Here is a 12,899-nt window from a genome sequence, read left to right on the forward strand (position 1 = left end):
GGTCAGTTCGTGGTGCCGTTGTCGCCGTTGGAGCCGTTGTCGTCGAGCAGCTTCTTGTACCAGTCCCGCAGGCCGTCGCCGCCCTTCTCCTTCCAGTCCGACACCGCCTGCTGCACGTCGCTGATCTTCTTGCGGCCGCGCACGACGTCGTCCTCCAGCTGCTCGAAGTCGTCGGCGAGGTTGGCCCAGCGGGTGGGCTCGGTGACGGTCAGCCCGAAGAAGGAGGACTTCTTGGTGAAGGCGCCCATGCGCTGCTGCCACTCGACCATGCCCCGGGTGACCTCGGGGAGGTCGGGGTAGGCGATGTACGGGGCGGGGTTGCCGGTGTAGTCGAAGGCGCCGTTGACCTCGTTGACGCCCTGCTGGGTCTTGACCGGCAGGCCGCTCTTCAGGTCGTAGTCGGTGCCCTCGACGCCGTAGGCGGTGAGCATGAACTCCTTGGTGCCGTACGGCGCGGCGCAGTAGTTGCAGAGGGCGAGGAAGTCCTTGATCTGCTGCTTGCTCGCCTTCTTGCTGACGAAGGTGAAGATGTTGGCCGGCTGGACCGCCCACAGCGTGGGGTCGCCGCCGTCGGCGCCGAAGATGTCGAACGCGGCGATGTCGAAGTCCGGGTTCTGGGTGCGCTGTTCGGCCGTCTTGCCCCACCAGTCGGAGATGTTCTGGTTGTAGACCAGGATCTCCCCGGCGGTGAGCCGGTTGCCGGGGGTGCCGCCCGCCTTGCCCTGCACCGCGTCGGGGTGGACCACCTCGGCGGCGTACAGCTTCCGCGTCCACTCCAGGGCTTCGAGGTACTCGTCGGTCTCGATGCGGTTGACCAGCTTGTCGCCCTCCAGGTTCCACCACAGCGCCTTGTCGCTGCCGGAGAGGACACCGAAGATGTTGAACGCCGTCCACTTCATGTCGTCGCAGGCCCAGAGCTTGGACTTGGCGTCGGTGGCCTCCTTGGCCCAGGACAGGAACTCCTCGGGGCTCTTCGGGACGGAGTAGCCCTTCTTCGCGAAGAGGTCCCTGCGGTAGAGCGGCGCGATGTCGGTGACGTACGAGGCCGGCATCGGGACCGCCCGGAGCACGCCGCCGAAGATGCCGCGCTGCCAGGCCTCGGTCGGGACCGCGGCCAGGTTCGGGTAGTCCTTGACCTTGTCGCCGGACAGGTAGGGGCCGAGGTCCGCGAACTTGGCGTTGACGGCGCTGGGGATGCGGCCGTTGAGGTTCCAGCCGGGGACGACCACGACGTCGGGGATGTCGCTGGAGGCGAGGACCGCGCCGAGTTTCTGGTCGTAGGTGACGCCGTCCTGGTTCTGCCAGGCGACCTCGACGCCGGTGGCCGCGTTCATGGCCGTGTAGTACGGGTTGTCGCCCTTGGGCGGGGTGCCCCAGAAGGGCGCCATGACCGAGAGCTTGCCGCCGCTGCCCAGCTTCTTCGGCACCGACGTCTTGAGCTCGGCCGTGGGGATCGCCTTGGTGAAGCCCGCCGCCGATCCGTTCTTGGCGGGGATGTCCGGCGTCACGACGTTCGACGCCACGAAGGCCGGAAGGATCTTCTGCGCGTCCTTCCCCGACGTGGTCCCCTCCTTGCGGTCGTTCTTCCCGCCCCCGCCGCAGGCGGAGAGCAGCGGCATCCCTCCCGCCACCGCTGCGGTGGCGACCGCCGTGGAGGCGAGGAACTTTCTCCGGCTGGGGCCGGAGGCGGCGTTCGGCGTCATTGCGTCAACCCTTCGTGGCGCACCAGGACACCCGGCGGTGGCCGTCGGCTGCGGTGTCTCGAGTGGAACTGGCTGAGCTGAAGCGGTCGTCGGAGGAATGCCCGGGTTCGGTCGCACCTCAAGGTGCGCCAGGTGCACTTCCGGGTGGGAGCCTCGCAGTCGAAGCGCTTCGATGTTGCTGCGAGGTTAAGTGAACGCCTGGGGGTGCACAAGAGTCGCTTCCAGAATTCCTCCGAGGTATCGGGAGGGCGAGGTCGGCTGAACCAACTCATGTGACGCTTGGGTTGCGGTGAGAAGTCGGAGGTGATGCGCGGAAGTGGCTTGACACCCACCCCCGGGTCGACTGAGCATCGAAGCGCTTCGAAAGCGCCTGGCCGCTCCATCGCAAGGGGAACTCCACGTGACCGCACCCACGCCGCCCACGCCGCCTTTCCGTGATCCGCGTCTGCCGTTCGCGAAGCGCGTCGACGACCTGATGTCGCGGCTCACGCTCGACGAGAAGACCGGGTTCCTGCACCAGTTCGGGCCCGCCGTGGAACGCCTCGGCATCGCCGCCTTCCGCACCGGCCAGGAGGCGCTGCACGGCGTGGCCTGGATGGGCCCGGCGACCGTGTTCCCGCAGGCCGTGGGGATCGGCGCCACCTGGAACGAGGACCTGGTGCGCCGGGTCGGCGAGGCGGTGTCCAGGGAGGCACGGGCGATGCGCGCCCGCGACGACCGCGTCGGCCTCAACGTCTGGTCCCCGACCGTGAACCTGCTGCGCCACCCCCTGTGGGGCCGGAACGAGGAGGGCTACTCCGAGGACCCGAGGCTCACCTCGGCCATCGCCACCGCCTACACCCGCGGCCTGCGCGGCGAACATCCGACGTACTGGCGCACGGCGCCCGTCCTCAAGCACTGGCTCGCGCACAACAACGAGACCGACCGGGACACGTCCTCGGCGTCCGTCCGCCCCCGCGTCCTGAACGAGTACGACCTGCGTGCCTTCCGCGAGACGGTCCAGGCGGGCGCGGTGGCCGGGGTGATGCCGGCGTACAACCTGGTCAACGGCCGCCCCAACCACGTCTCCCCGTACCTGAACCGGCAGCTGCGCGCCTGGACGGAGGACGATCTCCTGGTCTGCTCGGACGCGGGCGCCCCCTCCAACCTGGTCGACTCCGAGCACTACTTCGACACCCACGAGGAGGCGACCGCCGCCGCGCTGCGGGCCGGGGTGGACAGCTTCACCGACCACGGCACGGACTCCTCGAAGATCGTCGCCCGCGTACGGGGCGCTCTCGACCAGGGCCTGCTCACCGAGGCCGACATCGACGCGGCCGTGCGCCGGCAGCTGTCGGTCCGTTTCCGGCTCGGCGAGTTCGACCCGGAGCACGACCCGTACGCCGTCACCGCGGAGACCGCGGCCGCCGGCTTCGACACGCCGGAGCACCGGGCTCTGGCACTGGAGACGGCCGAGCAGGCGGTCGTCCTGCTCAAGAACGACGGCGTGCTGCCGCTGGCCCCCGGCGCCCGGATCGCGGTCGTCGGGCTGCTCGCCGACGAGTGCAAGCTCGACTGGTACAGCGGCACGCTCATCCACCGTTCCACCCCGCTGGAGGGCCTGTACGAGCGGTTCGGCGCCGAGCGCGTGAGCTTCGCGGAGGGCGTGGACCGGGTCCGGCTGAAGACCGCCGCCGGTACGTTCCTGCACGTGCTCCCGTCGGACGACTCCCCCGGCGACGCGCGCGGCACCGAGGGCGCCCTCGACCCGGCCCTGCTGGCCGGCCGCACCGACCTGCCGCCCCTCACCACCGACGCCACCGGCACCGAACTCGCGCTCGTCGACTGGGGCGAGGGCGTCCTCACCCTGCGCGCACCCGACGGCCGCTACCTCTCGGTCGCCGAGGATGGCTACCTCCGCGCCTCCGCCGACCAGCCCGGCGGCTGGGTCGTGCAGGAGACGTTCCGCCTCGAACCCCACGGGAACGGGCACCTCCTCCGGCACATGGGAACGGGTCGTCACGTCCATGTCGCCGCCGACGGCGTGAAGGTTGCCGCCTCGGACCCCTCCGTGGAGGCCGCCTCGGACCCTTCCGTGGAGGCCACCTCGGAGCACGAGGCCCCGGAGGTCTTCGAGCTGGTCGTCACCGAGCGCGGCGAGGACGCGGTGACGCGGGTGGCGGCGGAGGCCGACGTGGTCGTGGTGGTGGCGGGCAACGACCCGCACATCAACGGCCGGGAGACCGAGGACCGTACGACCCTGCGGCTGCCCGACCACCAGGAACGCCTGCTGCGCGCGGCTCGCGCCGCCAACCCGAGCACCGTGCTGACGCTGGTGTCCGCCTACCCGTACGCCGTCGACGCGGAGGTGCTCCCGGCGGTGCTGTGGACCGCGCACGGCGGACAGGCGGCCGGCACCGCGCTGGCCCGGGTCCTGGCCGGGGACGTCTCCCCCGCCGGGCGGCTCCCGCAGACCTGGTACGCGGACGACGCCGACCTGCCGGACCTGCTCGACTACGACGTGATCGGCGGCCGCCAGACCTACCTGTACTTCGAGGGGACGCCGCTGTTCCCCTTCGGGCACGGTCTGTCGTACGCGTCCTTCTCGTACGCGGACCTGGCGGCGCGGGTGGCGGACGGGGAGGTGTCCGTGTCCTTCACGGTCACCAACACGGGAGCCGTCACCGCCGACGAGGTGGTCCAGCTCTACGTCCGCGCCGAGGCCCCGTCGGTCCCGCGCCCGCGCCGCGAACTCCTGGCCCACCGCCGCGTCACCCTGCCCCCGGGGGCCACGGCGCAGCTGGCCTTCGAACTCCCGCTGTCCGCCTTCGCGTTCTGGGACGTGGCGCACGATCGGTGGCGGCTGGAGCCGGGCCCGTACGCCCTGCTGGTGGGTGCCTCCAGCGAGGACGTCCGTCTGTCGGCCACCGTGACACTCGACGGCGAGCCCGCCGCGCCGCGCCCGGTCCGCGAACGAGGCCTGACGGCCGCCGACTTCGACGAGCAGAGCGGCACGGAGATCGTCGACCGGACCAGGGCCACGGGCGACGCGGTGACGCCGGTGGCGGGCGGCGCGGGCCAACTGCTCTACCGAGACTGCGACTTCGGCCCCGGAGTCACCGGGGTGACGGTGGCGGTGGCGGGGAGCGAGGGCACCGTGGAGATCGCCCTCGGCGGCGGCCCGGTCCTGGCGGTGCTGTCACCGGACGCGCCCACACCGGGACCGTACGACTACGTGGAACTCGGCGCCGCGCTGACGGCCGAGGGCGTTCACGATCTCCGCATCGGACTGCGCGGCTCTCTGCGGCTCGCGCACGTCGGCTTCTCCGGTTGAGGGTCCGGAGGAAGCCGGCACGAGGACGGGGCCCGGCACCGGCGCGTGTCTACCGGCGCCGGGCCCCCGACTCGCCCCCCGCCCGGACCAGGCCCAGCTCGTAGGCGGCGATCACGGCTTGGGCCCGGTCGCGCAGTTCCAGCTTGGCGAACAGCCGGTTGATGTGGGTCTTCACCGTGTGATCGGTGATGGTGAGGCGGCCCGCGATCTCCGCGTTGGACAGGCCACGCGCGATCAGGGTCAGCACCTCCGTCTCCCGAGCCGTGAGGTCGTCCGCCGAGTGGACGGGCAGCCGTGACGCGCGCGCGTGGACGAACTCGGCGATCAGCCGCTTGGTGATCTCGGGCGAGAGCAGGGCGTTGCCGTCCGCCACCACCCGGACCGCGTGCAGCAGTTCGGGAAAGGTGGCGTCCTTGAGCAGGAAGCCGCCCGCCCCGGCCGCGAGCGCGTCGTACACGTACTCGTCGAGCCCGAAGGTCGTCAGCATCAGGACCTTCGTCGCGCCGCCGGACGCGGCCAGGATCTCGCGGGCCGCCTCGATTCCGTTCATGTGCGGCATCCGGATGTCGAGGAGTGCGAGGTCGGGCCGGGTCTCACCGGCGATCCGCACGGCCTGTACACCGTCCTCGGCCTCGCCGACGACCTCGATGTCCTCCTGGGTGCCCAGCAGGTTCACGAAGCCGGTGCGTACGACCGCCTGGTCGTCGGCGACCAGTGCCCTGATCACGTGTGTCTCCTTCTCCCGCTCCATGGGTGTCACCCGGTCCCCCAGGGGAGTTCCGCCTCCACCAGGAACCCGCCGTCCGGTGCCGCGCCCGCGCTGAGCCGGCCGCCGACCAGCGCGGCCCGCTCCCGCATCCCGGTCAGACCGTGGCCCGCGCCGGGACCCGTGCCGGGACCCGTGCTGGGGCCCGCTCCGGGGTCCGGACGGGCGTCCGGCGCGGGTCCGTCGTCGCGGATGCGCAGCGTGAGCAGCCGGTCGGCGCCGTAGTCGACCTCCACCACCGTACGGGCGCCGGGCGCGTGCTTGCGTGCGTTGGTCAGCGCCTCCTGGGTGATCCGGTAGGCGGACAGCTCCCACGCGGCGGGCAGCGCCACCCGCTCCCCGGTCACCTTAAGTTCGGCCACGCCACCCACCGCCCGGTGCTGCTCCACCAGTTCGGCGAGGTGGTCGAGGGTCGGCTGCGGGGCGGTGAGGGCCGTATCGCCCTCGGAGGTGCGCAGGACGCCGAGGAGACGGCGCAGTTCCGCCATCGAGGAGCGGGCCGTGGTGGCGATCTGCTGGAAGCCCTCGCGACCTTCGGGAGTGAGTCCGGGTGTGGTGTAGGTGGCGCTCTCGGCCTGGACGGCGATCATCGACACCGAGTGCGAGACGATGTCGTGCAGCTCGCGGGCGATGGCGGCCCGCTCGGCCTCGGCGGCCTGCTGCCGCTCCATCGCGATCAACTGAGCCTGTGCCAGGTGCCGTTCGGTTCGGGTCTCCTCCCGGGAGCGGACCGCGTCGCCCATCATCACGGCCCCGAAGACGACCACGGTCAGCAGGAACGACTCGGCGAACAGGCTGAGCGAGCCCTTCTCCCAGAGCGCGGGCACCGGCAGTTCCATCCGCGACCAGGTGTTGATGTGCACCAGGTTCACGCACAGGGCGCCGAGCGCGCCGCCCGCGACGGTCACGGCGGGGTGCAGTACCCGGTGCCGGCCGAGCGAGTAGCAACCGACCAGCCCGCTCGCCATGATCGAGAGGTACAGGTTGACGTCCCCGGCGAACCCGAGGAGCCCCGCCGCGACCGTGAGCACCGCGACCGGCGGGAAGGACCGCCGCCACATCAGCGAGGCCGCGGACACGAGCACCCCGACCGTGGTGGTCACGGATCCGGGAATGACGATCAGCTCCGTGACCGCTCCGGCGGTCAGGACACCGCCGGTGGCCCAGGGGTAGGCGGGTGCGGCGATCCAGGCGCGGAACCGCCGCTGAAGCGACGTACTCATGCGCCCATGATCCCGGCCGGGGCGCAGGCGCGCGTCACCGCGCGGGTCGAGTCCGCGGGCGGATGTCGTACCACGGGTTGAGTCCCAGGTGCGGAGCCTCGGTTGACGCCGTCCGGTCCGCGGATTCCTAGCGTCGACGGACATGAGGAAGACCCTTGAGGAGCAGGCCGCGAAATACTCCGCCAGGCGCGTCGAACGGTATGCGTGGACCGGGTGCGCGGTCGTCGCGCCGGGGTTCGCGATGGCGTCCGGCCTGGGGCCGCACCGGGTGTGGGGGTGGGTGGCGGGCGCGGGGTACGCGGTCGCGGCGGTCCTGACGTCCGGCTCCGTCCCGCTCCGCGCGGCCCGGTCGGCCGCCGTGCTGGGGGCCGTCGTGCTGCCGCTCGTCGGCCTGGTGGCGGCGGGGCTGGGGCAGTTGGAGGTCGCCGTCGTCGAACGGTCGGGGCATCTGCTGCTCACGACCGGCAGTCCGTATGTCACCGACCCCGTGGCCGTGGCCGACTTCAATCCCTACCTGCCGGGGATGGCGCTCTTCGGCGTGCTGCCCGGGGACGCCCGCTGGTGGCTGGGCGGCGCGTTCGTCGCCTCCCTCGCGGCCGCCGGAGTGAACCGCTCCTGGCTTCTTGCCTGCCCACTGATCGCGCTGCCCCTCGCGGTGGGCGGGATCGACCTGCCGGTGGCCGGGCTGATGTGTCTCGGCGTCTCACTCGCCGGGCAGGGGCGTCCGGGCCGGGCAGGCCTGGCGCTCGGAGCCGCCGCCGCCCTCAAGTGGACCGCCTGGCCCGCGCTTCCCGTGGCCCTCGCCCTGATCGCCGTACTCAGGGGCGGCCGGCCCGCGCTGCGGTGCGCGGCCGTGGGCCTGTCCACCGCGACGGCGGCGGTACTGCCCTTCGCCCTCGCCGACCCCGCCGGCTTCTACCGGAATGTCGTCGCCTTCCCGCTCGGCCTGACCGCCACCGCCTCCCCCGCCGCGAGTCCGCTGCCCGGACATCTGCTGGCGGTGCACGTCCCCGGCGGCGCGGTGATCGCCGTCGCGCTCCTCTCGGTGGGCGCGCTGCTGATCGCCCTCTCACTGGCGGTGCGCCCTCCGTCGACGGTACGGGCGGCGGCCGGGCGACTCGCGCTCGGCCTGGGCCTGGCGACGGCCCTGATGCCGGCGACGCGCTTCGGCTACCTGGTCTATGCGCTGGTGCTGGGCGCGCTGGCCCACCGGTCGGCGGCCCGTGGCACCGCTGTCCTCCCCTCCGCGCGGAAGGCGGTCGTCGCATGACGAGCAAGCCCCCTGCCCGCACCCTGATCGTCACCAACGACTTCCCGCCCAGGCAGGGCGGCATCGAGACCTTCGTCCGGGAACTGGCCGACCGCTTCCCGCCCGACGAGGTGGTCGTGTTCACCTCGGCACCGACAGCACCCGCCTCACCGGAGGCACCGGCGGCCTCGGCGGAACCCGGCGGTCCCTTCCCGTACCCGGTGATCCGCCACCGGGCCCGCACCCTCCTGCCCACGCCCGGCGCCACCGCACAGGCCGCGTCCGTGGCCCGCCGATACGGCTGCGACCGGGTGTGGTTCGGCGCGGCTGCGCCCCTCGGGCTGATGGCGGGCCGGCTCCGGCGTACGGCGGGTGTCCGTACCGCCGTCGCCACCACCCACGGCCACGAGGTGTGGTGGGCCCGCACCCCCGGCGCCCGGGGCCTGCTGCGCCGCGTCGGCGCGGAGGTGGACACGCTGACCTGGCTGGGCGCGAGCACCAGGGGCCCCATCGAGGCGGCTCTCGCGCCCGGGGCCCGGACCGCTCGCCTGGTCCCCGGCGTGGACACCACGGTCTTCCGCCCGGCCCTGGACGGCGGCCCGATCAGAGCCAGGTACGGCCTGGGCCGCCGCCCGGTGATCCTTTGCGCTGCCAGGCTGGTCCCGCGCAAGGGGCAGGACACCCTGATCAGGGCGCTGCCGTGGGTGCGCAGGGCGGTCCCCGACGCCGTACTGCTCCTGGTCGGCGACGGCCCGTACGCGCCCGCGCTCCGTCAACTGGCTTTGGCGGAGGGGGTACTGGACTCGGTCGTCCTCGCCGGTGGCCACCGCCACGACGCGCTGCCACCGTTCTACGCCGCAGCCGACGTGTTCGCGATGCCCTGCCGTACCCGCAGGCGCGGCCTGGAGGTCGAGGGCCTGGGCATCGTCTACCTGGAGGCCGCCGCGTCCGGGCTCCCGGTCGTGGTGGGCGACTCGGGCGGCGCACCGGACGCCGTGCGCGACGGCGAGACGGGGCATGTCGTCGACGGCCGCTCGGTGGCGGCGACGGCGGACCGTCTGATCAGGCTCCTGCGCAACCCCGGGCTCGCCCGTGAGATGGGCGGGAAGGGACGGCACTGGGTGCGTACGGAATGGACCTGGGAGCAGTCCTTCGCGACGCTGTGGGACCTGCTGTCCCGGCCGGCGGGGACCAACCCCGGCTCCTAGGCGGTGGCTGTCGGGTGGTCCGCCGTGACCAGCCAGGACGTGCTGCGCAGTCGGACCGTGCCGTCGGCCGCCTCGTGGCCGCGCAGATGGTCGGTGAGCGCGTGGCGGGCGCGGGCCTGCTCGGGTGTGCCGACCTGGCTCAGGAAATGCCGGCCGGGCCCGGTGTTCAGCAGGAACTCCGCCGCGTCGTCGGCTCCGTGCCCCCATGCCCCGTACGCCCCGACCCGGTCGACGGCCACGCCGGAGAATCCGGCCGCGGCGAGGACGGCGCGGATCCGGTCCGGGGACGCCAGGGAGAACATGCCGGGCAGCCCCGGGGTGTCGAAGTCGCCGAGCGGGAGGATGTCGCGCAGGGCCGCCATGGCCGTCACCCAGCCGTTGAGCGAGGGCTGGGCCGGGCAGACGAACGCCAGGCGGCCGCCGGGTCGCAGCGCGCGCCCGATGTTGCGGAAGGCCGCTTCGGGGTCGGCGAAGAACATCACCCCGTAGCGGCTGATCGCCGCGTCGAACGAGCCCGGCTCGAAGGGGTGTGCCTGCGCGTCGCCCTGCGTGAAGGTGACGTTCGCGACGCCCTCCCGCGCCGCCCGGGCCCGCGCCTCGGCCAGCATGGGGCCGGACAGGTCGAGGCCCGTGGCGCCGCCTCGTGGTGCCCGGAGGGCGGCGAGGCGCGTGGTCTGCCCGGAGCCGCAGCCGATGTCGAGGGTCCGGTGGTCCCCGGTGAGTCCGGCGGCGTCGAGCAGCGGCTCGTCGAAGCCCTCGTTCACGGCGTTCCACCGGTCCTGGTTGCGCGCCCAGTGGGCACCTTCGGGGCCGTTCCACGCCTGTGCCTGCTCGGTGTTGACGATCTCCGACACGAGTGCCTCCCGGATGCCTTACGGATGCCTTACGAAAAGAAGAATGGGCGTTCGCCCACACAGAATGGGCGCTTGCCCAAACAGTATGGGCGTGCGCCCATACTGGCAATCCCCTTACGATCCGAGGATCGCGCCGCTCATGGCGCCGAACGCCGGAAGGAAATGAGGGCCATGGCACCCCGTGGAGTGGCGACGCCGGACGTGCGCGAGCGACTGTTCGCGGCCGCCGAACGGATCGTGGAGCGGGACGGGCCCGGCGCGCTCACCAGTCGGTCGGTCACCGCTGAGGCGGGCTGCGCCAAGGGGCTGCTGCACGCGCATTTCGCGGGGCTCGACGAGTTCGTGGCGGAACTCTGCCTCGACCGCTTCGCCCGGACGACGGAGAAGGCGCGGGCCATGGCGGGGCTCGCCGGACAGGGCACGGTGGCCGGAAACCTCGACGCGGTCGCCCGCTCGCTCTTCGACGGTGGCGGCCCCGCTCTGTCGGGCCTGGTCATGACACGTCCGGCGGCGGCCTCGCGCGTCCGCGAGGCCATGAAGGACGGCGGCCCCGGCTTCGCCGCGATCCAGGAGGCGATAGCCGGTTACCTGGACGCCGAGCGAGACCTCGGACGGCTGCCGGACTCCGTCGACCCGCACACCGTGGCACTCGCCGTCGTCGGTACCGCGCACCACCTGCTCATGACCGGCTGGCCGGGCTCCCCCGACCCGCGGCCGGCCATGAATCGGCTGGTGGCCGCTCTGGTGGGGGGCTAGCCGACCAACCGGGCCGTTGCCCGTTTCTGCGCTCGGCGCCCCGGACCGGCCCCGGCCCGGGGAGGGGCATGCCGGTGGCGACGGCGGTCGGCGCGCCGGTACGCGCCGACGGCCCGAACCCCCGCACAGTGGGTTCGGGCCGTCGGCCTTCTACGGTGTGGCTCCGGTCAGAGCGCGAGCCCCGTCAGGACCAGCACCCGCTCGTAGGTGTAGTCGTCCATCGCGTACCTGACGCCCTCGCGGCCGACGCCGGACTGCTTGGCGCCGCCGTACGGCATCTGGTCGGCGCGGTAGGAGGGGACGTCGCCGACGACGACGCCGCCGACCTCGAGGGCGCGGTGCGCGCGGAAGGCGGTCTGCAGGTCGTGGGTGAACACTCCTGCCTGGAGGCCGTACTTGGAGTCGTTGACGGCGGCGAACGCCTCCGCCTCGCCGTTCACCTTCTGCACGCTGAGGACGGGGCCGAAGACCTCCTCGCAGGCGAGGGTGGTGTCGGCGGGGAGGTCGGTGAGGACGGTCGGAGCGTAGGAGGCGCCGTCGCGCTTGCCGCCGGTGTGGAGGGTGGCGCCGGCCTCGACGGCCTCCTGGACCCACGCCTCGACGCGCTCGGCGGCGGCCTCGCTGACCAGCGGGCCGACGTCCGTGGCGTCGTCGTTCGGGTCGCCGGTGACCTGGGCCTCGACGGCGGCGACGACGCGCGGCAGCAGGCGGTCGTACACGGCGGCGTCGGCGATCACGCGCTGCACGGAGATGCAGGACTGGCCGCCCTGGTAGTTGGAGAAGGTCGCGATGCGGGTCGCGGCCCAGTCCAGGTCCTCGTCGCTCACCCAGTCGCCGAGGACGACGGCCGCGCCGTTGCCGCCCAGCTCCAGGGTGCAGTGCTTGCGCGGGACCGAGTCCATGATCGCGTAGCCGACCGTCTCGGAGCCGGTGAAGGAGATGACCGGCAGCCGCTCGTCCTGGACAAGGGCGGGCATCTTGTCGTTGGGCACCGGGAGGATGCTCCAGGAGCCGGCGGGCAGCTCGGTCTCGGCGAGCAGGTCGCCGAGGATCAGGCCGGAGAGGGGGGTGGCGGGCGCCGGCTTCAGGATGATCGGCGCGCCGGCCGCGATCGCGGGGGCGATCTTGTGGGCGCACAGGTTGAGGGGGAAGTTGAAGGGCGCGATGCCGAGGACGACGCCCTTGGGGAAGCGGCGGGTGAGGGCGAGGCGGCCCTGGCCGCCGGCGTCGGTGTCGAGGCGCTGGGCCTCGCCGCCGTTGAAGCGGCGGGCCTCCTCGGCCGCGAAGCGGAAGACGGACACCGCGCGGCCGACCTCGCCGCGGGCCCACTTGATCGGCTTGCCGTTCTCGGCGGAGATCAGGCGGGCGATCTCCTCGGTGCGCTCCACCAGGCGCCGGCTGACGTGGTCCAGGGCGGCGGCGCGGGTGTGGGCGGGGGTGGCGGCGAACTCGTCCCGTACGGCGTACGCGGCGGCCACGGCCTCCTCGACCTGGGCGTCGGTCGGCAGGCTCACCGTGCCGACCTGGCTGCCGTCCCAGGGGGACGTGACGTCGAAGGTGGCCTCGCCGGTGGCCTGGCGGCCGGCGAGCCAGAAGGCGTGGGTGGAAGTCATTGTGGAGTCCCGGCCCTTCCGCGTTGGGGGTGGTGGTGCGTACGGGGGTTGCGGGTCCACGGTAGGGCGGAGTGCGGGGAGGGGCGTTTGTCCGAGTCGTAGTGGTGGGGGTGGGGGATTCGACGTTGTGGCCATGTGCGGGGGCCGGGGGGCGTGGCTGGGGCGGGTGGCCCGGGCGGGGCGGGGAGGGCCGGGCCGGGGTCGAGGGCTGGTG

General features: G+C 72.9%; 9 protein-coding genes. 4 read left to right on the forward strand and 5 right to left on the reverse strand.

Going from position 1 to position 12,899, the window contains the following annotated elements; all coding sequences use genetic code 11:
- Positions 1 to 2 precede the first annotated feature (2 nt).
- A complete protein-coding gene (locus tag RI578_RS11130) occupies positions 3 to 1,703 on the reverse strand; it encodes an extracellular solute-binding protein (protein WP_310870948.1) in 1,701 nt (566 codons plus the stop codon).
- A 400-nt stretch (positions 1,704 to 2,103) separates the two neighbouring features.
- Between RI578_RS11130 and RI578_RS11135 the strand changes: the two genes are divergently transcribed.
- Positions 2,104 to 5,016 carry a glycoside hydrolase family 3 C-terminal domain-containing protein gene (locus tag RI578_RS11135; protein ID WP_310870949.1) on the forward strand — a complete coding sequence of 971 codons (2,913 nt, stop codon included), beginning with the start codon at positions 2,104 to 2,106 and terminating at the stop codon, positions 5,014 to 5,016.
- 49 nt (positions 5,017 to 5,065) lie between these two features.
- Here RI578_RS11135 and RI578_RS11140 read toward each other — a convergent pair whose 3' ends face one another.
- Both RI578_RS11140 and RI578_RS11145 read right to left on the reverse strand, forming a co-directional pair.
- The gene (locus tag RI578_RS11140; protein ID WP_310870950.1) at positions 5,066 to 5,767 is read right to left on the reverse strand and encodes a response regulator transcription factor; all 702 of its coding nucleotides are present in this window, start codon (positions 5,765 to 5,767) and stop codon (positions 5,066 to 5,068) included.
- Between the two features lie 5 nt (positions 5,768 to 5,772).
- Positions 5,773 to 7,005 (reverse strand): histidine kinase, encoded by a 1,233-nt coding sequence (locus tag RI578_RS11145; protein WP_310870951.1) that lies wholly within the window; start codon positions 7,003 to 7,005, stop codon positions 5,773 to 5,775.
- Between the two features lie 142 nt (positions 7,006 to 7,147).
- On the opposite strand from RI578_RS11145, the gene RI578_RS11150 reads away from it, so the two are divergent.
- Both RI578_RS11150 and RI578_RS11155 read left to right on the forward strand, forming a co-directional pair.
- Positions 7,148 to 8,275, forward strand: a complete 1,128-nt coding sequence (locus RI578_RS11150) for a glycosyltransferase 87 family protein (RefSeq protein WP_310870952.1) — start codon at positions 7,148 to 7,150, stop codon at positions 8,273 to 8,275.
- Positions 8,272 to 9,462: a glycosyltransferase family 4 protein gene (locus RI578_RS11155; RefSeq protein WP_310870953.1), complete on the forward strand. Its 1,191-nt coding sequence runs from the start codon at positions 8,272 to 8,274 to the stop codon at positions 9,460 to 9,462. Before RI578_RS11150 ends, RI578_RS11155 begins: the two co-directional genes overlap by 4 nt.
- Here the strand turns inward: RI578_RS11155 and RI578_RS11160 are convergent.
- Entirely contained in the window at positions 9,459 to 10,316 is an 858-nt protein-coding gene (locus RI578_RS11160; RefSeq protein WP_310870954.1) for a methyltransferase domain-containing protein, read from the reverse strand. The two genes, RI578_RS11155 and RI578_RS11160, sit on opposite strands and share 4 nt — an antisense overlap.
- Before the next feature lie 171 nt (positions 10,317 to 10,487).
- On the opposite strand from RI578_RS11160, the gene RI578_RS11165 reads away from it, so the two are divergent.
- Positions 10,488 to 11,072, forward strand: a complete 585-nt coding sequence (locus RI578_RS11165) for a TetR/AcrR family transcriptional regulator (RefSeq protein WP_310870955.1) — start codon at positions 10,488 to 10,490, stop codon at positions 11,070 to 11,072.
- Positions 11,073 to 11,239: 167 nt separating this feature from the next.
- Here the strand turns inward: RI578_RS11165 and RI578_RS11170 are convergent, their stop codons facing one another.
- Positions 11,240 to 12,685: an aldehyde dehydrogenase family protein gene (locus RI578_RS11170; RefSeq protein ID WP_310870956.1), complete on the reverse strand. Its 1,446-nt coding sequence runs from the start codon at positions 12,683 to 12,685 to the stop codon at positions 11,240 to 11,242.
- Positions 12,686 to 12,899 lie beyond the last annotated feature (214 nt).

This window comes from Streptomyces sp. BB1-1-1 (assembly GCF_031597775.1).
Taxonomy (GTDB): domain Bacteria; phylum Actinomycetota; class Actinomycetes; order Streptomycetales; family Streptomycetaceae; genus Streptomyces; species Streptomyces thinghirensis.